Below are 26,450 nucleotides of genomic sequence, written 5' to 3' on the forward strand. Positions count from 1 at the left end.
CCTTCATGAAAATGCGACCGATAAGCCAAGCTTATTCTGATGCTCGCGTTCCAGTTGCTGCCGCTGCTTGAGGTTATTGCTCTGGTGCAGGGGGAATGCTGCTTTCAGTTTTAGGACGATCCAGTAAGCCAAAACTGATGCGATTGGTGAAACTGCGTTTTTCACTTTGCGCTGCATTTTGCTGTTGCTCTGCTTCGGTCGAGCTTTGCGCTTCGCGACCAAAAATACCTAAAGTGGCGCGGTTAAACCAGCTGCCTTCACCATGTGCAGCACGCATATTCACGCTACCATCAGCTTTGACCAGATGCGGATAATTCAGCTTTAACACTTCAATGTACTGCTGTGAAGTCTGCTGATCGCCCAATTTGTCATAACCATAGGCCATGGTGGCTAAAGCTTCAGGAATTTGTGGGGTTTGTGGATAGTGTTCAACCACCCATTGTGAACGTTCAACGGCAGCAAGCCATGCTTTACGCTTAATATTAAAGCGCGCTGCGTTCATTTCACTTTCAGCCAGCTCCGTGCCAATGAACTTCATACGCTGTGCCGCATCGACAGCATAAGTACTTGATGGGAAGCGACGGATGAAATCAACAAAGTTCTGATAAGCCACTTTTAAATAGCTGACATCACGGTGTGACTGTTTTAATGAGGTATAACGCAATAGGCCATCATAGTTTTGTTCCATGTTCGCGACACCACGAACATAGTAGGCATAGTCCACATTGGGATGTTGCGGGTTTAAACGGATAAAACGCTCAGCCAGGGCAACTGCGCCTTCATAATCTTTTTGTTGAAATTTAACGTATAACAATTCCAGCTGTGCCTGTTGGGCATAGTCACCTGTTGGATAATAGGTATCGATTGCTTCAAGATGTTTGGCCGCATCGGTATATTGACCACGTTCAAGGGCTTTTTCAGCTTTTTGAATATAAACTTGTTCGCTAGATTGTGGTCCTGTGTCTACCACTTCTTTCTTTGGATTACTGCTACAGCCCACTATTGCCGACGCAACGCCTAAAGATAAAGCAAGCATTGTCATTTTATAACGTGGTAACGACATAAAAATTCCTCTGTTAATACGGGCAATGAGCTACAATTGCACTATTAAACCACTTTTGTCTGAATGAGCAAATGAGTCAAGCACAATCTTCTAATTCTAATGTCCCTGAAACTGATTTCAATTTACTTGAAGATTCTGAGGATGCAGATAACCATACTTCAGACTCAACTGCAACACGTTTATCGTTGCAATTTCAATTGGATGAAAGTTATTTAGGGCAACGTATCGATCAGGTTGCAGCGCTAGTCTGGAGCGATTTTTCTCGTGAAAAATTGAAGCAGTGGCTGAAAGATGGCCATTTGTTGGTAAATGGTAACACTGTCAAACCTAAGTATAAATGTGAAGGCAATGAGCTGCTCACGCTGGATGTAGAGCTGGAAGTTCAAACCAAAAGCCTGCCGGAAAATATTCCCCTCAATGTGGTGTATGAAGATGACGATATTATTGTCATTAACAAACCGGTTGGTATGGTTGTTCATCCAGGTGCGGGAAATACAAGCGGTACACTGGTAAACGCCTTACTTTATCATTATCCAAAATCTGCCGAACTGGCTCGTGCCGGTCTGGTACACCGTATTGATAAAGACACCAGCGGTTTGCTGGTGGTAGCGAAAAATCTGGAAGCCCAGTTTTCTTTAAGCAAGCAATTGGCGAAGAAATCGGTATATCGTCTCTATGATCTGGTGGTGTACGGTAACATTATTGCCGGTGGTACGATTGATGAGCCAATTAAGCGCCATCCGGTCGATCGTGTAAAAATGGCTGTGTTGCCGGGTGGTCGAGATGCAGTGACCCATTACAACGTGAAAGAACGCTTTCAGCATTTCACTCGTGTGCAGGCACGTCTGGAAACCGGCCGTACCCATCAGATTCGGGTGCATTTTAGTTATCTGGGCTTTGGTTTGGTCGGTGATTCGGTCTATATGAGCCGTGTCCGTGTACCGGCAGGTGCTTCAGAATTACTGGCCGATACTTTACGCGGCTTTAAACGTCAGGCCTTGCATGCAACCAAACTTGGACTGATTCATCCGCGCAGTGGTGAAGAAATGATGTTTGAGGCACCATGGGCAGATGACTTTGCGCAGTTGATTGAGGTATTGCGCAGTGAAAATAAAGCCTACTAAGTGGTTTTATGGCTGGTGAATCATAAGGAAAAGCACAAGGAAATAGACATGCAATTTGTTCAAGGGCTTCCGGAAGGTGTATGTGTTGGGCAGACGCGAGTGCATCATGAAAAAATTCAGCCTGCAGCTCAACCTGAACTGGCAGGATTTAACCTGGCCTTGCATGTGGGGGATGATGCAAAGCGTGTACAGCAGCACCGTATGGCTTTACTGGCGGAGTTTGCTGAATTCGGGGTCGATAAAGTGACCTGGATGACGCAAACCCATAGCACCATTTGTCATACCATCAATGAAGAAATCCCTTTTCAGGCCCTGGAAGGGGATGGAGTGGTGACCCAGCGTAAAGCACATGCCTTAATGATGATGACTGCGGATTGTTTGCCTGTCGTGCTCGGCAATGCAGATGGAACGGAGATAGCGAATTTGCATGCCGGCTGGCGAGGTTTGGCCCATGGTATTGTTGAAAATACTATTGCTGCCATGCAAACCCAGCCAACTTGGGCATGGCTGGGCGCTGCGATTAGTCAGCCCTGTTTTGAAATTGGAGCAGAAGTCAAACAGGTTTTCTGTTCCAAATACCCTGAACTGGAAGCTGCTTTTAAAGCGGGTGAAAAAGCAGATAAGTTTTATGCTGACTTATATGCGATTGCACGATTTATCTTAAAGCAACATGGGGTTGAAGTTGTGCTGGGCGGTGACCAGTGTTCCTATACACAGGCAGAAGAATATTTTTCCTATCGCCGTGCAGCCAAAACCGGTCGTATGGCAACATTCGTGTTTATGATTTGAAACTGTTAAACTTGTTGATTAAAACTTACTGCTTTTATTGATATGCCTTTATCCACGAAATCTCTTGCTATCGTTTATCACAGCCCCTATGGACATACTGCAAAGGTCGCTTCTTTCATTGCTCAAGGGGCCAAGCAAACCGGTATTCAGGTACATTGCATGAATATCGAGCATGTGGATTGGGATGTTTTGGATCAGGCTGATGCCATTATATTCGGTTGTCCGACCTATATGGGTAGTATTACTTCAGCCTTGAAGCTATTTATGGAGCAGTCATCCAAACGCTGGCTGGCACGGACCTGGCAAGGCAAAATTGCAGCGGGTTTTACCAATGGCGGTGGATTGAGTGGTGATAAACTGGCAGTATTGCAGCAGATCAATCTGTTTGCCATGCAGCACGGCATGCTGTGGGCAGGTTTGCCGCTGATGCCGACTGGGCGTGGTTCGCAGGACCTGAACCGGATGTCGGGCTTTTTGGGATTGATGACCCAGTCGGATAATGCCCCGGTAGAGGTGACACCACCGCAAGGTGACTTGGATACGGCTATCTGGTTTGGTGAATATCTGGCATTGTTAGCAAACAGATTCAAGTAAGTTTAGATTTTTTCAGAAATTTAAAAACCTCCAGCTGGAGGTTTTTAAATTCAGGTAAAAATTATTTGTGGAAAATCCGGGCCTTGTCACGCTGCCAGTCCCGGTCTTTTTCAGTCGCACGTTTATCGTGTAACTGTTTACCTTTCACTAGGGCAATTTCCAGTTTGGCTAATGGACCTTTCCAGTAGCAGGCCAAAGGTACGCAGGCATAACCTTTCTGATTCACTGCACCCAAAAGTTTTTCAATTTCGCGGCGTGAAAGCAGCAATTTGCGTGTGCGGGTGGCTTCAGGCACCACATGCGTTGAAGCAGATAACAGGGGCTGGATTTGTGCACCAAATAAAAACGCTTCATTGTTCTTGAACAGAATATAACTTTCGGTAATGGTCATCCGCCCGGCACGCAAGGACTTGACTTCCCAGCCTTGTAAAGACAACCCGGCTTCGAATTTATCTTCAATAAAATAATCATGGCGAGCACGCTTGTTCTGCGCAATAGTGCCACCAGTATTTTTTTTAACTACGATTGATTTCGACATAATACGCATATTCCAAGATTAGCTCTATTTTGCCTCAAACTCGCTCTGAGGTGAAGTTTTTTCAAAAGTAAGGAGATTGTTCACTAAAAAAAGAAGTTTTTGTTAAAATAGGGCTCTACTAAAAACTAGAGTAAAAATGGATGACTAAATCTCGCGTCATTTATCCAGGCACTTTCGATCCAATTACTAATGGACATATCGATTTGGTGTCACGTGCAGCGAAAATGTTTGATGAAGTTGTGGTTGCTATTGCCATTGGTCATCACAAAAATCCAGTCTTTAGTTTGGAAGAGCGAGTGGAACTAGCAAAAAAATCGCTAAGTCATTTGCCTAATGTGGAATTTGTCGGCTTTGATGGTCTGTTGGTCAATTTTTTCCGTGAACAGAAAGCAACAGCAGTGCTGCGTGGATTACGCGCTGTTTCTGACTTTGAGTATGAATTCCAACTGGCCAACATGAACCGCCGTCTGGATGCAAGTTTTGAGGCGGTATTTCTAACCCCTTCAGAGCAATATTCTTTTATTTCATCTACTTTAGTACGTGAAATAGCACGCTTAAATGGTGATGTTGCGCAGTTTGTACCGCAAGCTGTAGTTGAAGCCTTTAAGCGGAAACAACAGCAAGGTTGGTAAAGTGTCTTTATATATTACCGATGAATGCATCAATTGTGATGTTTGTGAGCCGGTGTGTCCGAATGAGGCGATATTCATGGGTGAAGTCATTTATGAAATTCACCCGGATTTATGTACCGAATGCGTTGGGCATTTTGATCAACCGCAGTGCCAATTGTTCTGTCCGGTCGACTGTATTCCGCATGATCCCCAGCATGTGGAATCACAAGATGACCTGATGGAAAAATATAAAAAGCTGATTGCACAAAAAAGCACCAGTAATTAGTGCTGAAATTTGTTAGCATACGCCCCGAAGTGAGCCAGACGATCGCTGCTGTGGAGATCTCCGTGATTGAAGCAGGGGAGGAAAGTCCGGGCTTCGTAGGGCAGGGTGCCAGGTAACGCCTGGGCGGTGAAAGCCGACGGCAAGTGCAGCAGAGAGTAGACCGCCATCTTTGCAATTTCCCTTCGGGGAGACCAAGAGAGATGGTAAGGGTGAAAGGGTGCGGTAAGAGCGCACCGCGTGTCTGGTAACAGTTCACGGCAAGGTAAACCCCACCAGAAGCAAGACCAAATAGGAATCCTTCAGGCACGGCCCGTGCTGGATTCGGGTAGGTCGCTTGAGCGTACGAGTGATTGTACGCCTAGAGGAATGATCGTTCACGACAGAACCCGGCTTATCGGCTCACTTCACCAATTTTTTTACAATTATTGCGTGATATTTCTTGACATGAAGTGCCCTGAAATAGATAATACGCGCACAGTTTTGGCTATGTAGCTCAGTTGGTTAGAGCACCGCACTCATAATGCGGGGGTCACAGGTTCAAGTCCCGTCATAGCCACCATTTTCATAGACCACGTTTATAAAAGCGTGGTCTTTTTTTATGTCTAAAATTTATCTTAAAAAATCATTATTTACATTGAATTGCACTGGCATCGAGTTTTACTTTAGGAAATTTTTGCTTATATTTTCCAGAATTTTTGGCTTTTTATCTTTTCCAAACACGATCTGTTGCAATTGATCGATTTTATTTTTAGTAAGATGAAACTGTGCATAGAGCAAAGCAATCTGGTTTTGCGTAGCAACTGCTAATTTCTGATCTTGCGGAATCTGCTCAATACGATAGAGCTTTTGCTGTGCTTGACTGCGTTGTACTGGGGGCTGTGCTTTTGCTACATGGTCAAAAGTTGTTGATTGTTGATCCATCACCAATCCATACAGACTCCATTGTAATCGACGAATATGGGTGAAACTAACTGGCAGAGGAGCCACTAATTAGGGGAATTAAGCTGATGGCGATGAATTTGAGATGCATTTTATTTCAATATTTCAGTGCTTTAATTTTAAGGTTTAAGTAGGAAATAGCTGGAATAAATCGCTGTTTTGTTTAAATATTAACTGAAAAAAAATAAAACGCTCAAACTCTGAACACTTGTAAAATAAAGGGCTTGACGCTAGTTGTTGAAATCTAGATAATGCGCACACAGTTTATGGCTATGTAGCTCAGTTGGTTAGAGCACCGCACTCATAATGCGGGGGTCACAGGTTCAAGTCCCGTCATAGCCACCATTTTTATAGACCATGCTCTCAGCATGGTCTCTTTTTTTATGGTTCAAAAAAGTCAGGTCGATTCTCAGAAGCAGAAAAAGGTCTGTTAACCATCCATTAATAAAATGCCAACAGAGCCTGTATAAGAAATTAAAACTTTTCTTGAAGATATTGCTCAATAAATTGATGAGTAGTTTCGCTGGCATAAAAAGGTGAAATCAGCGCCTGAATAATCCCGTCTAGCAATCCTTGTTGCTCTAGGGCTTGAAGAGTGTAGGGCATAAAACGGTGGGCTTCCTGATGTAAGTCTTCTTCATCTAGTCCGACAGATTGCAACAGTTTCTGTAAGCTGTAGTTGGCGAAATAGTCATAAAAGCCAGCCACCACATCCAAAACCACCTGTTGCAGGTATTCTGTTTGTCTTAACTGTCGCCAGGTTTCATAGACCAGAATAAAGAACTCTTCAAAGTCTATGGGCTGGAATTGGGAAAAAGTTTCCCGCAAGGTTCTTTGTTTAATATCTTCCCATAAATGCAGGCTGATATCTGCCAGCTCTTCATTCGGCAGTAAAAACAGGTTGGCAAGTTGTTTAACCAGAGCGTGAGCAAGTTGCTGCTCCAGCTTGAGTTCAATAGCCTGTTGCTGGTCTTGAATAAAACTGAGTATCTTGGAACCTAAACCTTGTTGATGGGTATTGAGCTTGCGTAGATGATCCAGCCAAGGCGTATTACTTTCAAGAATCTGGTTGGCTAACTGTAAACTGACATGTTTGACTTGCGGATTGTGCTGCAAGTTGTCATGGATGTAATGACGTAATTGATCCAGTTCGAGGATTTTATACATCCATAATTCAAATGATTCATCAGACAGTAGCTCATTAATTTGAGTGTGGCTGTTAATAGCAAAATGATGAATTCTCTGTGAAACCACCCCGATGAATTCTAAAATTTCGGCGCCTAAATTCAGTTCAAAGGCATATTTTTGAACGACATCTTGTAGCGCTTCAAGTTGAATAATCTGTTTTAAAAGAATCTGATCTGAAGAGGTATAAATATGATGAACAAATTTTTCGATATAGGGATTATGTTGTTCTGCTAATAATTGTTTTTTAATAAAGCGGGTTTGCTCAAGCATAAGCGCTTGAGCAAACTGTTGGGCCAAGTCCTGCTTAGACACCTGGTGCCCATCCATTCATGATTGGATAACGACGTTCACGGGTAAAGGCACGTGAACTGATACGCGGGCCAATCGCGCCTTGACGGCGTTTATATTCATTGCGATCTACCAGACGAATGACTTTTTCAACCACTGCTTTATCAAAGCCTTTGGCGATAATGTCATCCTGACTCATATCTTCTTCAATATAAGCATACAGAATCGCATCCAGTACTTCATAGGCAGGTAAAGAGTCCTGGTCTTTCTGATCTGGACGCAGTTCTGCAGAAGGTGGGCGGGTAATGACACGCTCTGGAATGACCGGAGTTTCTGAAATGCTGTTACGGTATTTCGCCAGTTCAAACACAATGGTTTTATACACGTCTTTCAGCACGGCATAACCGCCAACCATATCGCCATACAGGGTGCAGTAACCTACAGAAAGTTCAGACTTGTTGCCGGTAGATAAAACCAGATTACCGAACTTGTTCGACAAGCCCATCAGTAAGGTACCGCGAGCACGGGCTTGCAGGTTTTCTTCAGTGGCATCTGCAGGACTGTTGCCGAAGAATGGATACAAGGTTTGCATGAAGCTGTTCACGATTGGATTGATTTCAGCAATACCAAAAGTTACACCCATGGTTTTGGCTTGTGCGGCCGCATCTTCTACACTGATTTGCGCGGTGTAGGTATAAGGCATCATCACTGCCTGGACTTTATCTGCACCAATGGCATCAACTGCGATTGCCAGTGTTAACGCCGAGTCAATGCCACCCGATAAGCCCAGAATTACGCCAGGAAAACCAGAGCGTTGAACATAATCGCGAGTCGCTAAAACCAGACCTTGATAGATTTCAGCCAAGGTATCTAAAGCAGGAATCACTGTTCCGACTTTATAGGCTTTTTGTTCCGCTTCATATTCGGCGTAATAAAGATCTTCTTTAAAGCTTGCTGCCTGTACAGCAATGCCGCCATCTTTATTGATCACAAAACTGGTGCCATCAAAAATCAGGTCATCTTGACCACCGATCTGGTTGGTATACACCAGATTAATATTCAACTGTTTCGCCAGTTCACTCATGGTGGTGACACGATGTTGCGGTTTGCCCACTTCATAAGGTGAAGCATTTAACACCAAAGCAGTTTCAACATTCAGTTGTGATAATTGATGAACGGTATTAAGTGACCAGATATCTTCACAAATCAGCACGCCAAATTTATGACCTAAATATTCAAAAACAAGGTGTTGATGGCCTTCGCTGAAATAACGCTTTTCATCAAATACACTATAATTTGGCAAGTTCTGTTTATTGTAAACGCCCAACACTTGTCCATCTTTCATTACGGCTGCAGCGTTATAACGCTGACCATCTTCGGTTTGATTGACAAAACCAAAGACCATCACAATATCTTTGACTTGGCTGAGCTGCTCAAATGCTTTCTGTGTGCGTTTTGCCAAGCTAGGACGGAGTAATAAATCTTCAGCAGGGTAGCCTACAGTGGAAAGCTCCGGGAAGAGAATTAAATCAGCTTTTTGTTTTTTGGCTTCATTTATCTGTTCAAGCATCTTTTGAGTGTTTGCTTCGATATTGCCAATATGCGGAGAGAATTGTGCAAGGGCAATTTTAAAACTTTTCATTCCAACTTAATCCTATTACCTATAGGGATGTATACACAGACTTAGATTTATTATGATTATGCGTTCAATGCTGTGTACGTGACGACAAATAAAATAGAAGTATTAATCAATAATTAGCAATTCGATACTATATACGAATTGCATCGTTTATAGAGAAAAAAACAAAAAAAAATCTGAATTTAGACAAAAAAATACAGCAGGGATGCGAAAATAGACATATTGCAAATGGATTGTGGTGATTGGATGAGATAACCTGCTAGATGCAATTTCTATTAAATTTTTTAAATCAAATGTTTGAGGTGGAATTCTACATTTTGTCTACGCGTGCACAAGCACTTGCCAGGTTACGGTTTGAGAGGCAGTTGTAGTTAAAAGTTATACACACTGTTGTCTAAACATTAGTTGCCAAAAAGTATGCCATTCACTTCAAGCCTACTTATGAATCGCTACCCGTTTCATAAACAGCTTTAAGTTTGCTCACCTGGAAAATTCACCAGATTCTGTTCAGCAGAATGATCTCGACAATACTGAAAAGAGGGACTTGAACGATGAAATCGAACTATTAAAAAATTAAAAAAGATGATCGGATGGAAAATTATGAGGCATTATTGAAATTTATTCATTCCAAGAATTAAGTTAAAATTGAGCCTGCAAGAATTACTGTATGAGGTGTTGATTATTTAAAATAATGTTGGGGATATTTTTAAAGAATATGTCCCGGGCAATCTCTCCTTGTTGTTCAATGTTGTATGTATGAAACGGTTTGCCCGCAATAAAGTGGTATTTATAAGGATTATATTTTTTAAAACTCAAAAAATATCTGGACTGCAGTATAGCGCCGTGTAGCAGAACATTGATATTAGACTGATATTGATAAATGTGGGTCATCTCATGTATGAACAGACCTTGCATTTGTTTAGATCGCCGAGAGAAATCTTCACAAAAATTTTCGTTATTCATGAAAATGTTGCCATTTGGAGCCATGTACATATTTATGGGTTGCCAGGGAAGATATTTGATATTCAATATTTGAACTTCATTGTAATTGATTAAATTACCGAAAACTTGCCGTGCAAGATTTATCTCACCCGTGGTCAACTGCCGAAAACGAAAGTTATGAATATCAAACATTAAATAAAGTTTGAACAATAACCAGAACCTAAATTTTTGGAACATAAAGTTTCATTTTACTGTTTGTAGGGTAAATTCTATTCACAAAGTAAGGCGAGAGTAAATGTCAAGGAAGGGAAATTTGTTCAATTCTTTGATTTGATATTGTAAAGATGCTGAAGAAAATTTGAATTCTTATTACCCGTGATGGATAAGAAGTTAGATACAAGTTTAACAATAGAATTTAAAGATCAATTCAAAATGAATTTACTTAGAAAGTTAAATCTGGAAAAAATCCATTTAGGGATTTTTCCCTTTGATATTTATATAAAAGTATAGCTAAGCCTGAAAATATATTGTTTAACTTAAGAAAATCTGAATCGCGCATAAGAAATAGACTTGAAAAAAAAGGCGGCTAAAAATCATGAGGGAGTTACCACATAACCTACGTCTTCAATGACCATGTTCGATGGCTTTTTTTAGAAATTTGAAGCAAGCTATTGGGAATTTTAAAAATATAGCAACAAGCGTTTGAGAATACTGTCTACTCAATTGCAACTTTCAGAAATCGTGTTCATTGCCATTTGGTATAAGTATTCTTATTTCAATAACTTCAAAGCCTTCTTCTTTTTATTAAGGCAAAATCAAGGTCAACTCTTTCGATATTTACCATGTTACCAGCGGATGGTTCATCTCATCAGAGCTCATTAATTGGCGCTGCATGTTTTACATTTTTTCTGGATGAAAGATTGTTAAAGTCATTATTTATAGATTGATTCAACTACGCTAACTGTATGCAAAAATCAGCGGATTCAACGCATAAATCTCGAGCAGAGATTGCAACCCGCGGCAAAAGCTCAATGGGATGGTTCTTTGATTGTAAGCTGTACTTAATCATGAATCAGTTATGAAATCCACTCGACTCTCTACATCAGGTGAATATCACTTAAAGCAGCCTAATAAAATAGAGAATTTATTTAGCTTGTTAAAAGGAAAAAATCATTTGGTGACGAGTAAAGCGAGAAGCATTGATGGGTATTTATCTGGAGTTTATGCATCGTTATGTGTCTATCAACTCTGTCATAAAAACAAGCCAGTGGTTCGTATTATGCAAACATTGGCTTAAACAGGATTCGGGTTGAGTAAAATTTTATAGCATGGAGTAGAGGCTTGATTGAAAGACGTAAAAAAACCGCCCGGAAGGGGCGGTTTTTTTAAATCATTAATTCTAAAAGAATTAACGACCTTGGATGTCACGTTGAACTTCACCAGTGTAAAGCTGACGTGGACGACCGATTTTGTAAGGGCCGCTGTGCATTTCTAACCAGTGGCTGATCCAGCCCACTGTACGTGCAAGAGCGAAGATTACAGTAAACATTTCAGTCGGAATACCAATCGCTTTAAGGATGATACCTGAATAGAAGTCTACGTTAGGGTATAAGTTACGTTTGATGAAGTATTCATCAGACAATGCAATGCGTTCAAGTTCCATTGCAAGAGCAAGTTGTGGATCGTTGATACCAAGCGCACCAAGAACTTCATCACAAGTTTCTTTCATTACTTTCGCGCGTGGATCGAAGTTTTTATAAACTCGGTGACCGAAGCCCATCAGTTTAACTTCTTTAGTCTTCACTTTTTCCATGAAGCCCGCAACGTTTTCTACAGTGCCGATTTCATCAAGCATCTTAAGAACGGCTTCGTTCGCACCACCGTGAGCAGGACCCCAAAGTGCAGAGATACCCGCAGCGATACATGCGTAAGGGTTAGCACCAGTAGAACCGGCTAAGCGTACTGTAGAAGTAGATGCGTTTTGTTCGTGGTCAGCATGAAGCGTGAAGATACGATCCATTGCTTTAGCAAGAATTGGGTTAACTTTGTAGTCTTTGTCTGCAGGAGTAGCAAACATCATGTACAAGAAGTTTTCAGCGTAGCTCAAGTCATTACGTGGGTAAACGAATGGTTGACCAACTGTATATTTGTAGCTCCAAGCTGCTAGCGTAGGAACTTTAGCAATCAAGCGGATTGCAGTAATTTCACGGTGGTTAACGTCTTCGATGTCCAAGTTGTTGTGATAGAACGCAGAAAGCGCACCAACTACACCAACCATAATTGCCATCGGGTGAGCATCACGACGGAAACCATTGAAGAAACGGCTAACTTGGTCATGAACCATAGTGTGGTTACGAACTTTAGCATCAAATTCTACTTTTTGTTCAGCTGTTGGAAGTTCGCCGTTTAACAATAAGTAGCAAGTTTCTAAATAGTCTGCTTTAGTTGCAAGCTGGTCGATTGGGTAACCGCGGTGTAGAAGAACACCTTTGTTACCATCGATGAATGTGATTTTAGATTCACATGCAGCTGTTGCCATAAAACCAGGATCAAAAGTAAAGTGACCTGCGGCCAACACATCTTTAACGTCGATTACATCTGGGCCCAATGTGCCGCTGTAAATTGGTAATTCAATTTCTTTGCCATCAAGCTGTAAAACGGCTTTTTTGCCAGTTGCTGCAGACATTCAATAGATCTCCTGTCCTGGTGAATGTTTTATCTGACTCGTAGTACTAATCTTTTAATGCGCGAATCAGACGGGTCAAAAATTTGCTATAAGATTAGTGAGTACTGAAATTTTGTCAATTATACTTATGGATAAAGCGACGCCCTCACCGGGGTTGGATCAAAAAAATCCAGTAGCCATGAGGAAAATATCAGTATCGACGCTGTATAATAAGTCAAATGAAAATAAGTTGCAGAAAAAAATATGCATGTTGTGGGAATTGTAGGCAATTTTTAATTCCTAAAAACTCTGATAGGTTTCGAATTTACGTCAAGCCTAATATTTTAAATTATTCTAATTTTCGTAACTTACATCTTTTTATTGTATTTTTTGCTGATTTTTTAGTCATAATTAAAAGCGATAAATGAAAAGTGAAATTAAGTTTGTTTGGTTAAAAAATAGCTGCCAAATATGTGCTGAAATGCCGGTTATTTGTCCAAATTGGATAAAATAAACCATAATTTTGCAGAAAAAATCAGCATGATTTTGCCATATAAGGAAGTTATGCACAGACTAAGTGGTTATTTCATTTCATGAAGTTGGATTGATATAATTATTATAAATACCATATATTTTTTATGGAAATGAAAGTTGTTATAAATGATATAAATACAGCTAGGATTGTTGTAAAATATAATGATTCTTTGTTCATCTTTAGTCTAAATAAATAAATTTAATTCTCAAAGCTAAAAACGATAAATAAAATTTAATTTTATTTAATAAAAACCAAACATATAGCTCTGTTTTCTTAGATGTATTTTGTCTGCTTGCATTGGGGATTTTATGTTAATGATTCTTATTTGATGCTTTTTTATGGAAAAGCTAAATGTGACTGTTTGTATTTTGATAGTTCACGTTTTATAATTCAGTGTCGTTTTAAGTTTAGGTGTTACTGGATAGAGTAATTGCCTAAAAATGCTAGCTTTCCTTCGAATTAATTCCAACAAACTCCGGATGGAGTTTTTACTTACAGGATGCCCGCTGTGAAAAGCAACAGACCTGTCAATTTGTCCATGGGTCAAGTTTTAGAAGTAAACTTAAAATCCCCTGTGGCTATTGCATCAATTCTACACCGTCTCTCTGGTGTCATCGTATTTTTACTTGTACCGGTACTTTTGTGGCTTTTAGACAAATCGTTGTCTTCTGCTGAAGGTTTTGCTGAAGTTCAGGCAATCTTTAGTGGCTTCATTGTGCGCTTTATCGTATGGGTGTTTGTAGCCGGCTTACTTTTCCATTTTATTATGGGTATTAAGCATTTACTTGCTGACCTTGGTTTTGCTGAAGAACTGCAAAGTGGTCGTGTGGCAGCTACTATTTCATTGATCTTGGCTGCGATTTCTATTGTCGCATCATTTGTATGGATTGTTCTCTAATGAAAAGTGCTACAGGTTTAACGGGTTCAGGTTCTCGCGATTGGTATATCCAACGCGTAAGTGCTGTTGTATTAGCTGTTTATACTGTTGTGGTATTGGGTTGGATCCTTCTGAATGGTGGATTTAACTATGAACAATGGTTTGGCTTTATGATGACATTACCAATGAAGATTATGTCTTTATTGGCAGTCTTATCTCTTGTCGCACACGCTTGGATCGGTATGTGGCAGGTATTCACGGATTATGTGACTACTCGTCAAATGGGTCCTTCAGCTTCGGGCTTGCGTTTGGTGCTGACTTCAGCAGTGATTATTGCTGTATTTGCATATGCAATCTGGGCGATCCAGATTTTTTGGGCGAATTGATAGGAAAATATCATGGGCGCGATTAACCCTAAAGAAGATTACACAAATATTCCACACGAAACTTTCGATGCTGTCATCGTTGGTGGTGGTGGTTCAGGTATGCGCGCATCTTACCAGCTTGCTCAAGCGGGTTTGAAAGTTGCGGTACTGACTAAAGTGTTCCCAACACGTTCTCATACTGTAGCGGCACAGGGCGGTATTGGTGCATCTCTTGGTAATATGCAAGAAGATAACTGGCACTACCACTTCTATGACACGGTTAAAGGTTCAGACTGGTTGGGCGACCAAGACGCGATCGAATTTATGACGCGTGAGGCTCCACAAGTTGTTTATGAATTAGAACATCTGGGTATGCCATTCGACCGTAACGCAGACGGTACAATTTACCAACGTCCATTCGGCGGTCACTCTGCAAACTACGGTGAAAAAGCAGTTCCTCGTGCATGTGCTGCTGCCGACCGTACAGGTCACGCACTGCTTCACACGCTTTATCAAAGCAACGTGAAAATGGGTACGCAATTCTTCGTAGAATGGATCGCACTTGACTTGATCCGTAACGAAGCTGGTGACGTACTTGGTGTAACTGCTATTGACCAGGAAACTGGTAAAATTGCAGTATTCCAAGCCAAAGCGACATTATTCGCTACAGGTGGTGCAGGTCGTGTTTACCGTGCATCTACTAACGCATATATCAATACTGGTGACGGTCTTGGTATGGCGGCTCGTGCAGGTATTCCATTACAAGATATGGAATTCTGGCAATTCCACCCAACGGGTGTTGCGGGTGCAGGTGTATTGTTGACTGAAGGTTGTCGTGGTGAAGGTGCAATCCTTCGTAACAAAGACGGCGAACCGTTCATGGAACGTTATGCTCCAACTTTGAAAGACTTGGCGCCACGTGACTTCGTATCACGTTCTATGGACCAGGAAATCAAAGAAGGTCGTGGTTGTGGTCCTAAAGGTGACTACATTCTTCTTGATATGACGCACTTAGGTGCAGATACGATCATGAAACGTCTTCCATCTGTATTCGAGATTGGTAAGAAATTCGCGAACGTTGATATCACTAAAGAGCCGATTCCAGTAGTACCAACAATCCATTATCAAATGGGTGGTATTCCAACGAATATTCATGGTCAGGTTGTGGTTCCTGAATCTCGCGAAACAACTCCGCTTGAAGCACACTACAACAAAGATACTGATGTTTATTCTACAAATGCGGAAGGCCGCGACTTCACTAAGCCAGTGAAAGGTTTCTATGCAATTGGTGAATGTTCATGTGTATCTGTACATGGTGCGAACCGTTTAGGTACAAACTCATTGCTTGACTTGGTTGTATTCGGTAAAGCTGCTGGTCAACATATCATTGATTATGTGACTAAACATCATGGTGATGACTACCAACCGCTTCCTACGACTGTGCTTGAGCAAACTGTTGAACGTATTCGTAAATTGGATGAGTCGACTTCAGGTGAAAATGCTCAAGAAGTTGCTGATGCAATCCGTGACATCGTTCAAGACCACGCTGGTGTATTCCGTACATCTGCACTTCTTGAAGAAGGTGTGAAGCAAATTCTTGCGATTGAGCCACGTGTTCGTAACATTCACTTGAAAGACAAATCTAAAGTATTCAACACTGCACGTATTGAAGCTCTAGAAGTTGAAAACTTGTATGAAGTGGCGAAAGCAACACTGATTTCTGCTGCGGCTCGTAAAGAATGTCGTGGTGCGCATACAGTGGTAGATTTTGAATTGCCGCCAGAACATGCGGACTATCCATACGGTCGTCGTGATGATGAGTGGATGAAGCACACATTATGGTTCTCTGTTGATAACCATCTTGAGTACAAGCCAGTGCGTTACAAACCTTTATCGGTTGATGCAATTCCACCTAAACCACGTACATTCTAATAGGGAGAAGTAAGATGAGTAGAGGTACTCGTACATTTAATATCTACCGCTACGATCCTGATAAGGATAAAGCACCGTACATGCAAACTTTTAAACTTGAATTGACAGACAAGCACCGTATGTTGCTTGATGCTCTTCTTGCTTTGAAAGTGCAGGACGAATCTTTAACGTTCCGTCGTTCATGTCGTGAAGGTATTTGTGGTTCTGATGGTGTAAACATCAATGGTAAAAATGGTTTGGCGTGTCTGTGGAACCTGAATGATTTACCGGAAGTGATTACTGTTCGTCCACTTCCAGGTCTGCCAGTGGTTAAAGACTTGGTTGTAGATATGAATCAGTTCTATGATCAGTACAATAAAATTCATCCGTTCTTGATCAACAACCAGCCTGCGCCACCGAAAGAGCGTTTACAGTCTCCTGAAGAACGTGAACACCTTGATGGTTTATATGAATGTATTCTTTGCGCATGTTGTTCGACTTCATGTCCGTCATTCTGGTGGAACCCTGACAAGTTCTTGGGTCCTTCAGCATTGTTGAATGCTTACCGCTTCATCATTGACTCGCGTGATACTGGAACACAAGAGCGTTTGGCTCGTCTTGACGATCCATTCTCGCTATTCCGTTGTAAAGGTATTATGAACTGTGTATCAGTTTGCCCTAAAGGTCTTAATCCAACTAAAGCTATCGGTCATATCCGTAGTATGTTGTTAGATCAAGCAGGTTAATCTGCTCCAGTTAAAAAAGCACACCTTAGGGTGTGCTTTTTTATGCTTTTAATAGTTGTAAGATAGGTAAGGAATACTAAATGGCTATATGAATAGACAGGAGTAGGGGTGTGAAGTGTTATTAAAAAATATATAATTGATTAAAGTAGAGACGGAATCTTGCTTAAAAGCGATCTAAGTGTGGTGGGATTGTTTGAGTGAGTGATTAAAGCACTAATTGTAGGCTTGAATCTGCAAAGTTGAGATTAAAATGTTATCATATAACGCATATAAAGAGAGCCAGTTTAAATATTGAGCTCTCTTTTGTTATATGTGTGGGCGTGGGGTAGGACTTTGGTCTAGATTGAATCTAATTATGAGATAAAGCACCATATGTTAGATGAAAATGGAGGATATGTATTTCGCTGAGTTATGAGAGGTATGTGTCAAAAAAATCAATTGCAACTGGAGAACATGTTACGATTTGGCACAAAGCTATATTTAAAAAAAGCACTGTATTTGCGTACATTTTTTCAACATCTGAAATTATGTATAAGGTTTATAAATAGATATAAATCGCTTTAGAAAAATTAAGTCGCGTAGTTATTTTTTCTAAGTCGATTTGCAAAAAAATTGCTCGGTCTTGGTCGAGTATATATCAATGAGTGATGATGCCAATGGGGGCGTTATGATTCATTATTCACATTGGGTTATTCCTAATGTAGTGATCACGCCTCATGGCTTATGCCTTATGGGGACTAATGTCATATTACCAATTTGACATTATTAATCATGGGTTCGCTTAAAAAGCATCCTGAAAATGTTTTTGCAATAGGAAATGGGTCCACAAATGCAAGAAGTTGCTGACGCACTGCGTCTTGACACTGAACTTAGCGCTGACAGTGCAGCGTATATTGAAGAACTTTATGAGCAGTATTTGACGGCTCCAGATTCAGTAGGTGCTGACTGGCAGGAATACTTCGGTAAATTCCCTAAAGGTGATCAACCACATAGCAATGTACGTGAGCAATTCCTTTTATTAGGTCGCAACTCAAGTCGCGTTCAACCTGTAATTCAAAGTGCTGTAAGTTCTGAGCATGAGCGTCGTCAAATTGGCGTATTGCAACTAATTGCGGCTTATCGTAACCGTGGTCATCAAAAAGCAAAATTAGATCCACTAGGTTTGGCTAAGCGTGAAATCGTACCTGATCTTGATCTTGCTGCGCATGGTTTGACTCAATCTGATTTAGATACAGTATTTAACACAGGTAACCTTGCAATCGGTAAGAGTGAAGCAACTCTAGCTGAAATGGTTCAGGCGATGGAAGCAACTTATTGTGCTTCTATTGGTGCTGAATACATGCATATTGTTGATACCAAAGAAAAACGCTGGATTCAACAACGCCTTGAAAGTGCAAAAGGTCAATTCGGTTTCACTGCTGAGCAGAAAAAACACGTCTTAGAACGTCTGACAGCAGCTGAAGGTCTGGAAAAATACCTCGGTAATAAATACGTTGGTGCAAAACGCTTTGGTGTAGAAGGTGGTGAATCCTTCATCCCGATGGTGAATGAACTGATTCAACGTGCAGGCTCTGTAGGCTGTAAAGAAGTTGTAATCGGTATGCCGCACCGTGGCCGTTTGAACTTGCTGGTCAACATTATGGGTAAAAACCCGGCTGACCTGTTTGGTGAGTTTGAAGGTAAATCACTGCACAAAAAAGGTTCTGGTGACGTTAAATATCACCAAGGTTTCTCATCTAACGTGATGACACCGGGTGGCGAAGTTCACTTGGCATTGGCATTTAACCCATCTCACTTGGAAATCGTTGGACCTGTAGTTGAAGGTTCTGTACGTGCACGTCAAGTCCGTCGCAAAGACATTGGTGGTGATGATGTATTGCCAATCATTGTTCATGGTGATGCAGCATTTGCAGGTCAAGGTGTAAACCAAGAAACCTTCCAGATGTCACAAACACGTGGTTATACCGTAGGTGGTACAGTTCACATCGTTGTTAACAACCAGGTGGGCTTCACAACTTCTGACCCACGTGATGCACGTTCTACAGAATACTGTACTGATATCGCGAAAATGATTCAGGCACCGATCTTCCATGTCAATGGTGATGATCCTGAAGCTGTATTGTTTGTTTCTCAATTGGCACATGACTTCCGTCATACTTTCCGTAAAGACGTTGTAATTGACATGTTCTGTTACCGTCGTCGTGGTCACAACGAAGCGGATGAGCCAGCTGCAACTCAACCAATGATGTATCAAGTGATTAACAAAAAAGCGACCACTCGTACGCTTTATGCTGACCAACTTGTACAACAAAATGTTCTGGATCGTGCTGCTGCTGATGCAATGGTTGAACAATACCGTTCAGACCTTGAAGCAGGCAAGCATGTTGCCAATGCATTGGTACTTGAACCAAATACCAAAATGTTTGTCGACTGGTCTCCATACTTGGGTCACGAGTACACAGACGTATGGGATACATCATTCCCAATCGAACGCTTGAAAGAACTCGGTACCAAAATGCGTGAGCTTCCAGAAGGCTTCGTTATGCAGCGTCAGGTTGCAAAAGTGATTGACGACCGTCTGAAAATGCAAACTGGCGAAATGCCGCTGAACTGGGGGGCTGCAGAAACTTTAGCGTATGCAACTATTCTAGATGAAGGCTTCCTGGTTCGTTTAACTGGTGAAGACGTGGGTCGTGGTACTTTCTCACACCGTCATGCGAAATTGCATAACCAGGTAGACGGTTCAACTTACATTCCATTATGTAACCTGAAAGAAAACCAGCCACGTACAGCAATTTATGACTCTTTATTGTCAGAAATGGCGGTACTTGCATTTGAATACGGTTATGCAACGACTCTTCCTAAGAGCTTGATTATCTGGGAAGCTCAGTTCGGTGATTTCGCTAACTGTGCGCAAGTTGTAATTGACCAGTTCATCGCATCTGGTGAAACTAAATGGGAACGCGTATGTGGTTTAACTATGCTTCTTCCACATGGTTTTGAAGGTCAAGGTCCAGAGCATTCATCTGCACGTTTAGAACGTTTCTTACAGCTTTGTGCTGAAGACAACATGCAAGTGATGACACCGACTACACCAGCGCAAATTTTCCATGCGATGCGTCGTCAAGCACTTCGTCCAATCCGCAAACCAATGATCATCATGTCACCGAAGTCATTGCTTCGTCACAAACTTGCAACCTCTACGCTTGAAGAGCTTGCAAATGGTTCATTCCAGACTGTGATTGACGAAATCGACAACATCAACAAATCTGATGTAACTCGTTTGGTGCTTTGTGGTGGTAAGGTTTATTACGATTTACTTGAAAAACGTCGTGAACAGGAATTAAACAACACTGCAATCGTTCGTATCGAACAATTGTACCCATATCCAGAACAACGTATTGCTGAAGTACTTGCTTCTTATCCAAATCTAAAAGAAGTGGTTTGGACTCAAGAAGAGCCGAAAAACCAAGGTGCTTGGTTATTCATTGCTCCTCGTTTATATGACGATGTAATGAAAACAGGTAAACAGGTACGTGTTAGCTACGCAGGTCGTCCAGCTTCTGCTGCGCCAGCTTGCGGTTCACCATATTTGCATGCAAAACAACAAGCTCAGCTGGTAAATGACGCATTAGCGATTGCAGCTGAACAATCAGGAGATTCTAAGTAATGGCAACCGAAATTAAAGCACCGGTATTCCCAGAGTCAGTTGCAGACGGTACGATTGCAACTTGGCACAAACAACCAGGTGAAGCTGTATCACGTGATGAAGTGATCTGCGATATTGAAACTGATAAAGTTGTTTTAGAAGTTGTTGCTCCTGCTGACGGTACAATTGCGTCAATCATTAAAAATGAAGGCGATACAGTGCTTTCTGCTGAAGTGATTGCACAGTTTGAAGAGGGCGCTGTTTCTGGCGCTGCTCAAACTCAAGCAGTTCAATCTGAAGAGAAAGTTGAACAAGCGGCTGCACAAACTCAAGCGGGTAATGCACCTGTTGTTGAGCGTGCTCAACCTGTTGCTGATCAAGCTCCAGCAGTGCGTAAAGCATTGACTGAAACTGGTATTGCAGCGAGCGATGTAGCTGGTACTGGTCGCGGTGGCCGCATCACTAAAGAAGATGTTGCAAACCATCAAGCTAAACCTGCTGCTGCGCCGTTAAGCGTTGCTGTTGGTGAACGTATCGAAAAACGTGTTCCTATGACTCGTCTTCGTAAACGTGTTGCTGAACGTTTACTTGCTGCAACTCAATCAACAGCAATGTTGACTACGTTCAACGAAGTGAACATGAAACCAATCATGGAAATGCGTGCTCAATATAAAGACGCATTTGAAAAACGTCATGGTGCACGTTTAGGCTTCATGTCATTCTTCGTTAAAGCAGCGACTGAAGCACTGAAACGCTACCCTGCTGTAAATGCGTCTATCGATGGTGATGACATTGTTTATCACGGTTACTATGACATCGGTGTAGCTGTATCAAGCGACCGTGGTCTAGTGGTTCCTGTATTACGTGATACTGACCGTATGAACTATGCTGAAGTAGAAAACGGTATTCGCGCTTATGCTGTTAAGGCACGTGACGGTAAGTTGGGCATTGAAGACATGACTGGCGGTACATTCACTATTACTAACGGTGGTACTTTTGGTTCATTGCTTTCTACCCCAATTTTGAACACACCACAAACAGCAATCTTGGGTATGCACAAAATCCAAGACCGTCCTATGGCAGTGAATGGTCAAGTAGAAATCTTGCCAATGATGTATCTAGCACTTTCTTATGACCACCGTTTAATTGATGGTAAAGAAGCTGTAGGTTTCCTTGTAGCAATCAAAGAATTGTTAGAAGAACCTGCTCGTCTTATCCTTGATCTTTAATTTTATAGAATAAATCCATGGGCTTAGAGCGATCCTCTAAGCCCATTTTTGGAGAGCATAATGTCTCAACAATTTGATTTAGTAGTAATTGGCGGTGGACCAGGTGGTTATGAAGCTGCAATTCGTGCAGCTCAACTTGGTTTTAAAGTTGCGTGTATCGAAAAACGTATTCATAAAGGCAAACCTTCTTTAGGTGGTACTTGCTTAAACGTGGGTTGTATCCCGTCTAAGGCATTACTTGATTCTTCACACCGTTATGAAGACACCGTAAAACATTTAGATGATCACGGTATTACCACTGGTGAAGTAAGTTTCGACTTGTCTAAGCTTCTTGCACGTAAAGATAAAATCGTTGATCAGTTGACTGGCGGTATTGACCAGTTATTAAAAGGTAACGGTGTTGAATGGTTAAAAGGTACTGGTAAATTACTGGCAGGTAAAAAAGTTGAGTTCGTTTCTCACGAAGGTGAAACTCAAGTTTTAGAGCCTAAGTATGTCATTCTTGCCACTGGTTCTGTGCCAGTAAATATTCCTGTAGCTCCTGTTGATCAAGACATCATTGTTGATTCAACTGGCGCGCTTGAATTCCCAGAAGTGCCTAAACGTTTAGGTGTTATTGGTGCAGGCGTGATTGGTCTTGAGCTTGGTTCAGTATGGCGTCGTTTAGGTGCAGAAGTTGTTGTATTTGAAGCAATGGATGCATTCTTGCCAATGGCTGATAAAGCATTGGCAAAAGACTTCCAGAAACTGTTAACTAAGCAAGGTCTTGATATCCGTGTAGGCGCGAAAGTGTCTGGTACTGAAATTAACGGTCGTGAAGTAACTGTTAAGTACACTCAAGGCGGTGAAGACAAAGAGCAAACTTTCGATAAGTTGATCGTTTGTGTAGGCCGTCGTGCTTATGCTGAAGGTTTATTGGCAGATGATTGTGGCATTAAACTGACTGAACGCGGTCTGGTTGAAGTGAACGATTGGTGTGCGACTTCTGTGGAAGGCGTATATGCAATTGGTGACTTGGTACGTGGTCCAATGCTTGCACACAAAGCAATGGAAGAAGGCGTAATGGCTGTAGAGCGTATTCATGGTCATGCTGCACAAGTGAACTACGACACGATTATTTCTGTTATCTATACTCACCCGGAAGCAGCGTGGGTCGGTTTAACAGAAGAGCAAGCCAAAGAAAAAGGCCACGAAGTTAAAACTGGTCAATTCGGTTTTGCTGTAAATGGCCGTGCTTTAGCTGCGGGCGAAGGTGCTGGTTTCGTGAAGTTTGTTGCTGATGCAAAAACTGACCGTTTACTTGGTATGCATGTGATTGGACCAGCTGCGTCTGATATCGTACACCAAGGTATGATTGCACTTGAGTTTGTATCTTCAGTTGAAGATTTACAGTTGATGACTTTTGGTCATCCAACCTTCTCTGAAGTGGTTCATGAAGCTGCACTTGCAGTTGATGGACGAGCGATTCACGCGATTCAACGTAAGCGTAAGTAAGACAAAAAAGAGCGGCTTAGGTCGCTCTTTTTACATTTGATAGTTGTTTTTATTAGAACAATCATCTAAAAATAAAGATAAGAATCATTTTAAGTTCTCAAAATACCAATATTGATTGATGTGAACCAAAAGATATTGGTGAACGTAATAACAAAGTCAAATAAGTACTAAAAGGTTGTTCAATGAATTTACATGAGTATCAAGCAAAAACGTTATTAAAAAAATATGGGATGCCGGTTCAAGAGGGTATCTTGGCAACAAATGCAGAAGAAACCGTAAAAGCTTTTGAGCAGCTTGGTGGTAAATTTGCAGTACTCAAAGCCCAAGTACATGCCGGGGGACGCGGTAAGGCTGGTGGGGTAAAAGTGGTGAAGTCTGCACAAGAAGCTGAAGACTATGCCAATCAGATCATTGGTACTCGTTTAGTGACTTATCAGACGGATGCCAATGGACAACCAGTCAACAGCATTTTAGTCTCTGAAGATGTTTATCCGGTTGAACGCGAGCTGTATCTTGGTGCAGTGGTCGACCGTTCCAGCCGTCGCGTAACTTTTATGGCATCGACTGAAGGTGGGGTCGAAATTGAAAAAGTGGCTGAAGAAACCCCAGAAAAAATTATAAAAGTCGAAGTCGATCCATTGGTTGGACTGATGCCATTTCAAGCTCGTGAAGTGGCTTTTGCTCTTCATTTGAAAGATGGTCAGATCAATCAGTTTGTCAAAATTATGACTGCAGCTTATCAGGCATTTATTGAAAATGATTTTGCCCTATTTGAGATTAACCCCCTTTCAGTTCGTGAAAATGGTGACATCTTATGTGTGGATGCCAAAGTCGGGATCGACTCTAACGCCTTATACCGTTTACCCGAAATTGTAGCGATGCGTGACAAGTCTCAGGAAAATGAACGCGAATTAAAAGCTTCAGAACATGACCTGAATTATGTAGCCTTAAAAGGTAACATTGGATGTATGGTCAATGGAGCGGGGCTTGCTATGGCAACTATGGACATCATCAAACTGTATGGTGGTCAGCCTGCGAACTTCCTTGATGTTGGCGGTGGTGCAACCAAAGAGCGCGTCATTGAAGCGTTTAAAATTATTTTGGCAGACAGCTCGGTACAAGGGGTTTTAATTAATATTTTTGGTGGAATTGTACGTTGTGACATGATTGCTGAAGCCATTATTGCAGCGGTCCAGGAAGTTCATGTAACCGTGCCGGTCGTTGTGCGTTTGGAAGGAAATAACGCAGAACTGGGTGCCAGGTTATTGGATGAATCTGGACTCACGTTAATCTCTGCATCAGGTTTAGCTGATGCAGCAGAAAAAATTGTTGCTGCGGTAAAAGCTTAAGGAGTATCAATCATGAGCGTATTAATTAATAAAGACACCAAAGTATTGGTACAAGGTTTTACCGGTAAAAATGGTACGTTTCACTCAGAGCAAGCATTGGCTTATGGTACCAAAGTCGTCGGTGGTGTAACGCCCGGTAAGGGGGGGAAAAGCCATTTAAACCTACCTGTATTCAACACCATGAAAGATGCAGTCAAAGAAACAGGCGCAGATGCCTCGGTCATTTATGTACCTGCACCATTTGTATTGGATTCAATTGTAGAGGCAGTAGATTCTGGGATTGAACTTATTGTTGTAATTACTGAAGGTGTGCCGACTTTAGATATGTTAAAGGCCAAGCGTTATCTTGAAACCAATGGCAATGGTGCGCGTTTAATCGGTCCAAACTGTCCGGGTATTATTACCCCGGGAGAATGTAAAATCGGCATTATGCCAGGACATATTCATCAGCCAGGTAAAATCGGAATTATCTCGCGTTCGGGTACACTAACCTATGAAGCTGTAGCTCAGACTACAAAGCTCGGTTTAGGTCAGTCAACCTGTATTGGCATTGGGGGAGACCCAATTCCAGGCATGAACCAGATTGATTGCTTGAAGTTGTTCCAAGAAGACCCGCAGACCGAAGCCATTATCATGATTGGTGAAATTGGCGGTAGCGCAGAAGAGGAAGCAGCTGAATATATTCAGTCTCATGTCACCAAGCCAGTTGTGGGCTATATTGCAGGTGTGACTGCACCAAAAGGTAAGCGTATGGGGCATGCAGGTGCAATTATTTCTGGCGGTAAGGGTACAGCAGAAGAAAAATTTGCAGCCTTTGAAAAAGCGGGTATGGCTTATACGCGTAGTCCTGCAGAGCTCGGATCAACCATGCTAGAAGTTTTAAAACGCCAAAACCTGGCCTGAGTCAATCAATAAACTTGAAAGCTCTCAATTGAGGGCTTTTTATTTTATGGTCTTTGATAAGCAGTATCTGACATTGAAAAAACTTCATATAAAAAATGAGAAACCAGACTTTTTGCAAAATCACTTTTTAAATTATTTCAATGTTGTAAATTACAGTAATCAAATTCATGCCTAAACCTATACCTTTACATCGACTATAGTAAAGTGTAGCAAGAATTTTGAAGAATCTTTAATTTACCATTTACCTGCTCAATTCGAAAACGATGTTTGCCCTGAACCGTACCGGGTTTGTCGGAGACCAACTTTCCTGAGAGAATGTTCCGATGAAAAAACCAAAATATACCCCTGAAATCAGAGATAGAGCGGTTCAATTATTGATTGAATCCGAAAAAGATTATCCATCGAATTGGGCTGCAATCACTGCTATTGCTCCCAAGATAGGTTGTACTCCTGAAACACTGCGTGTTTGGTATTTAAAACATCTCGATCAACAAAATCCTATCAAAGTACAGCAGCTTTCAGATCAAGAAAAAATGAAGCAGATGGAACGTGAAATCAAAGAATTAAAGCGTGCCAATGAAATTCTACGTAAAGCAGCTGCTTTTTTCGCCCAGGCGGAGCTCGACCGCCCACACAAATAATGGTGGATTTCATCCATAACAATAAAGACTTATATGGTGTTGATGCGATTTGTAGGATTTTACCGATCGCAGCTTCAACCTATTA

The 26,450-nt window shown here is 41.6% G+C and carries 21 protein-coding genes, 2 tRNA genes, 1 other RNA gene, 2 pseudogenes and 1 other annotated feature; of the genes and pseudogenes, 19 read left to right on the forward strand and 7 right to left on the reverse strand.

Annotated elements, in window-relative coordinates:
• Window positions 1-73: 73 nt before the first annotated feature.
• Window positions 74-1,063, reverse strand: a complete 990-nt coding sequence (locus FTU91_RS01990) for an outer membrane protein assembly factor BamD (RefSeq protein WP_180080669.1) — start codon at window positions 1,061-1,063, stop codon at window positions 74-76.
• 71 nt (window positions 1,064-1,134) lie between these two features.
• Between FTU91_RS01990 and rluD the strand changes: the two genes are divergently transcribed.
• Genes rluD through FTU91_RS02005 form a run of 3 tightly spaced genes read left to right on the forward strand, consistent with a single transcriptional unit; the run spans window position 1,135 to window position 3,570 of the window.
• Window positions 1,135-2,187: a 23S rRNA pseudouridine(1911/1915/1917) synthase RluD gene (gene rluD, locus FTU91_RS01995; protein WP_180080671.1), complete on the forward strand. Its 1,053-nt coding sequence runs from the start codon at window positions 1,135-1,137 to the stop codon at window positions 2,185-2,187.
• Between the two features lie 48 nt (window positions 2,188-2,235).
• Window positions 2,236-2,976, forward strand: coding sequence for a peptidoglycan editing factor PgeF (gene pgeF / locus FTU91_RS02000; RefSeq protein WP_180080673.1), 741 nt, complete (start codon window positions 2,236-2,238; stop codon window positions 2,974-2,976).
• A gap of 42 nt (window positions 2,977-3,018) precedes the next feature.
• Complete coding sequence (locus tag FTU91_RS02005; RefSeq protein ID WP_180080675.1) at window positions 3,019-3,570, forward strand: flavodoxin family protein; 552 nt, start codon at window positions 3,019-3,021, stop codon at window positions 3,568-3,570.
• A 61-nt stretch (window positions 3,571-3,631) separates the two neighbouring features.
• Here FTU91_RS02005 and smpB read toward each other — a convergent pair whose 3' ends face one another.
• Entirely contained in the window at window positions 3,632-4,108 is a 477-nt protein-coding gene (gene smpB / locus FTU91_RS02010; protein ID WP_086196831.1) for an SsrA-binding protein SmpB, read from the reverse strand.
• 140 nt (window positions 4,109-4,248) lie between these two features.
• Here smpB and coaD point away from each other — a divergent pair, with 140 nt between their 5' ends.
• The 4 genes from coaD to FTU91_RS02030 all read left to right on the forward strand — a co-directional run bounded on the left by coaD (window position 4,249) and on the right by FTU91_RS02030 (window position 5,564).
• On the forward strand, window positions 4,249-4,740 hold the full coding sequence (gene coaD / locus FTU91_RS02015; RefSeq protein WP_086196830.1) for a pantetheine-phosphate adenylyltransferase: 492 nt from the start codon (window positions 4,249-4,251) through the stop codon (window positions 4,738-4,740).
• Window position 4,741: 1 nt separating this feature from the next.
• The gene (locus FTU91_RS02020) at window positions 4,742-5,005 is read left to right on the forward strand and encodes a YfhL family 4Fe-4S dicluster ferredoxin (protein WP_166170373.1); all 264 of its coding nucleotides are present in this window, start codon (window positions 4,742-4,744) and stop codon (window positions 5,003-5,005) included.
• Between the two features lie 26 nt (window positions 5,006-5,031).
• Window positions 5,032-5,415: RNase P RNA component class A (gene rnpB, locus FTU91_RS02025), an RNA gene on the forward strand.
• Window positions 5,416-5,487: 72 nt separating this feature from the next.
• Window positions 5,488-5,564, forward strand: a tRNA-Met gene (locus tag FTU91_RS02030).
• A gap of 98 nt (window positions 5,565-5,662) precedes the next feature.
• Here the strand turns inward: FTU91_RS02030 and FTU91_RS02035 are convergent.
• A complete protein-coding gene (locus FTU91_RS02035; protein WP_257221636.1) occupies window positions 5,663-5,926 on the reverse strand; it encodes a hypothetical protein in 264 nt (87 codons plus the stop codon).
• A 286-nt stretch (window positions 5,927-6,212) separates the two neighbouring features.
• On the opposite strand from FTU91_RS02035, the gene FTU91_RS02040 reads away from it, so the two are divergent.
• A tRNA-Met gene (locus tag FTU91_RS02040) sits at window positions 6,213-6,289 on the forward strand.
• 129 nt (window positions 6,290-6,418) lie between these two features.
• Here FTU91_RS02040 and FTU91_RS02045 read toward each other — a convergent pair.
• The 3 genes from FTU91_RS02045 to FTU91_RS16525 form a co-directional block, all read right to left on the reverse strand.
• Window positions 6,419-7,444, reverse strand: coding sequence for a hypothetical protein (locus FTU91_RS02045; RefSeq protein WP_368856196.1), 1,026 nt, complete (start codon window positions 7,442-7,444; stop codon window positions 6,419-6,421).
• A complete protein-coding gene (locus FTU91_RS02050) occupies window positions 7,437-9,062 on the reverse strand; it encodes an NAD+ synthase (protein WP_131274075.1) in 1,626 nt (541 codons plus the stop codon). Before FTU91_RS02050 ends, FTU91_RS02045 begins: the two co-directional genes overlap by 8 nt.
• Before the next feature lie 657 nt (window positions 9,063-9,719).
• Entirely contained in the window at window positions 9,720-10,193 is a 474-nt protein-coding gene (locus FTU91_RS16525; RefSeq protein WP_257221638.1) for a hypothetical protein, read from the reverse strand.
• A gap of 435 nt (window positions 10,194-10,628) precedes the next feature.
• On the opposite strand from FTU91_RS16525, the pseudogene FTU91_RS02055 reads away from it, so the two are divergent.
• Window positions 10,629-11,298: pseudogene (locus FTU91_RS02055) on the forward strand (transposase).
• Window positions 11,299-11,409: 111 nt separating this feature from the next.
• Here the strand turns inward: FTU91_RS02055 and gltA are convergent.
• Window positions 11,410-12,687: a citrate synthase gene (gltA, locus tag FTU91_RS02060; RefSeq protein WP_086196825.1), complete on the reverse strand. Its 1,278-nt coding sequence runs from the start codon at window positions 12,685-12,687 to the stop codon at window positions 11,410-11,412.
• Window positions 12,688-13,700: 1,013 nt separating this feature from the next.
• Here gltA and sdhC point away from each other — a divergent pair.
• The 10 genes and pseudogenes from sdhC to FTU91_RS02110 form a co-directional block, all read left to right on the forward strand.
• On the forward strand, window positions 13,701-14,099 hold the full coding sequence (sdhC, locus tag FTU91_RS02065) for a succinate dehydrogenase, cytochrome b556 subunit (RefSeq protein WP_131273317.1): 399 nt from the start codon (window positions 13,701-13,703) through the stop codon (window positions 14,097-14,099).
• Window positions 14,099-14,464, forward strand: a complete 366-nt coding sequence (sdhD, locus tag FTU91_RS02070) for a succinate dehydrogenase, hydrophobic membrane anchor protein (RefSeq protein WP_180042367.1) — start codon at window positions 14,099-14,101, stop codon at window positions 14,462-14,464. The genes sdhC and sdhD overlap by 1 nt, the downstream gene beginning before the upstream one ends.
• Window positions 14,465-14,476: 12 nt before the next feature.
• A complete protein-coding gene (locus FTU91_RS02075; RefSeq protein WP_086196823.1) occupies window positions 14,477-16,375 on the forward strand; it encodes an FAD-binding protein in 1,899 nt (632 codons plus the stop codon).
• A 14-nt stretch (window positions 16,376-16,389) separates the two neighbouring features.
• On the forward strand, window positions 16,390-17,100 hold the full coding sequence (locus FTU91_RS02080) for a succinate dehydrogenase iron-sulfur subunit (RefSeq protein ID WP_086196822.1): 711 nt from the start codon (window positions 16,390-16,392) through the stop codon (window positions 17,098-17,100).
• Between the two features lie 829 nt (window positions 17,101-17,929).
• Window positions 17,930-20,770 (forward strand): 2-oxoglutarate dehydrogenase E1 component, encoded by a 2,841-nt coding sequence (locus FTU91_RS02085; RefSeq protein WP_086196928.1) that lies wholly within the window; start codon window positions 17,930-17,932, stop codon window positions 20,768-20,770.
• Complete coding sequence (gene odhB, locus FTU91_RS02090) at window positions 20,770-21,978, forward strand: 2-oxoglutarate dehydrogenase complex dihydrolipoyllysine-residue succinyltransferase (protein WP_180080679.1); 1,209 nt, start codon at window positions 20,770-20,772, stop codon at window positions 21,976-21,978. Before FTU91_RS02085 ends, odhB begins: the two co-directional genes overlap by 1 nt.
• 60 nt (window positions 21,979-22,038) lie before the next feature.
• Window positions 22,039-23,472: a dihydrolipoyl dehydrogenase gene (gene lpdA / locus FTU91_RS02095; RefSeq protein ID WP_180042363.1), complete on the forward strand. Its 1,434-nt coding sequence runs from the start codon at window positions 22,039-22,041 to the stop codon at window positions 23,470-23,472.
• 182 nt (window positions 23,473-23,654) lie between these two features.
• Window positions 23,655-24,821: an ADP-forming succinate--CoA ligase subunit beta gene (sucC, locus tag FTU91_RS02100; protein ID WP_180042361.1), complete on the forward strand. Its 1,167-nt coding sequence runs from the start codon at window positions 23,655-23,657 to the stop codon at window positions 24,819-24,821.
• A gap of 12 nt (window positions 24,822-24,833) precedes the next feature.
• Window positions 24,834-25,724 carry a succinate--CoA ligase subunit alpha gene (gene sucD, locus FTU91_RS02105; protein ID WP_180042359.1) on the forward strand — a complete coding sequence of 297 codons (891 nt, stop codon included), beginning with the start codon at window positions 24,834-24,836 and terminating at the stop codon, window positions 25,722-25,724.
• Between the two features lie 323 nt (window positions 25,725-26,047).
• A pseudogene (locus tag FTU91_RS02110) lies at window positions 26,048-26,450 on the forward strand (transposase); the annotation flags it as partial.
• Window positions 26,323-26,439: a sequence feature (AL1L pseudoknot), on the forward strand. Its footprint overlaps the pseudogene before it by 117 nt.

Source organism: Acinetobacter sp. YH12201 (assembly GCF_013418145.1).
Classification (GTDB): Bacteria; Pseudomonadota; Gammaproteobacteria; order Pseudomonadales; family Moraxellaceae; genus Acinetobacter.

Bases quoted from the DNA above. Each gene is read 5' to 3' on its own strand.
- FTU91_RS16525 (WP_257221638.1), bottom strand. From the start codon at position 10,193: ATGTTTGATATTCATAACTTTCGTTTTCGGCAGTTGACCACGGGTGAG.
- lpdA (WP_180042363.1), top strand. From the start codon at position 22,039: ATGTCTCAACAATTTGATTTAGTAGTAATTGGCGGTGGACCAGGTGGT.
- FTU91_RS02050 (WP_131274075.1), bottom strand. From the start codon at position 9,062: ATGAAAAGTTTTAAAATTGCCCTTGCACAATTCTCTCCGCATATTGGC.
- pgeF (WP_180080673.1), top strand. From the start codon at position 2,236: ATGCAATTTGTTCAAGGGCTTCCGGAAGGTGTATGTGTTGGGCAGACG.
- sdhD (WP_180042367.1), top strand. From the start codon at position 14,099: ATGAAAAGTGCTACAGGTTTAACGGGTTCAGGTTCTCGCGATTGGTAT.
- FTU91_RS02080 (WP_086196822.1), top strand. From the start codon at position 16,390: ATGAGTAGAGGTACTCGTACATTTAATATCTACCGCTACGATCCTGAT.
- FTU91_RS02035 (WP_257221636.1), bottom strand. From the start codon at position 5,926: ATGGATCAACAATCAACAACTTTTGACCATGTAGCAAAAGCACAGCCC.
- FTU91_RS02075 (WP_086196823.1), top strand. From the start codon at position 14,477: ATGGGCGCGATTAACCCTAAAGAAGATTACACAAATATTCCACACGAA.
- sucC (WP_180042361.1), top strand. From the start codon at position 23,655: ATGAATTTACATGAGTATCAAGCAAAAACGTTATTAAAAAAATATGGG.
- FTU91_RS02085 (WP_086196928.1), top strand. From the start codon at position 17,930: ATGCAAGAAGTTGCTGACGCACTGCGTCTTGACACTGAACTTAGCGCT.
- gltA (WP_086196825.1), bottom strand. From the start codon at position 12,687: ATGTCTGCAGCAACTGGCAAAAAAGCCGTTTTACAGCTTGATGGCAAA.
- smpB (WP_086196831.1), bottom strand. From the start codon at position 4,108: ATGTCGAAATCAATCGTAGTTAAAAAAAATACTGGTGGCACTATTGCG.
- coaD (WP_086196830.1), top strand. From the start codon at position 4,249: ATGACTAAATCTCGCGTCATTTATCCAGGCACTTTCGATCCAATTACT.
- sdhC (WP_131273317.1), top strand. From the start codon at position 13,701: ATGCCCGCTGTGAAAAGCAACAGACCTGTCAATTTGTCCATGGGTCAA.
- FTU91_RS02005 (WP_180080675.1), top strand. From the start codon at position 3,019: ATGCCTTTATCCACGAAATCTCTTGCTATCGTTTATCACAGCCCCTAT.
- FTU91_RS01990 (WP_180080669.1), bottom strand. From the start codon at position 1,063: ATGTCGTTACCACGTTATAAAATGACAATGCTTGCTTTATCTTTAGGC.
- rluD (WP_180080671.1), top strand. From the start codon at position 1,135: ATGAGTCAAGCACAATCTTCTAATTCTAATGTCCCTGAAACTGATTTC.
- odhB (WP_180080679.1), top strand. From the start codon at position 20,770: ATGGCAACCGAAATTAAAGCACCGGTATTCCCAGAGTCAGTTGCAGAC.
- sucD (WP_180042359.1), top strand. From the start codon at position 24,834: ATGAGCGTATTAATTAATAAAGACACCAAAGTATTGGTACAAGGTTTT.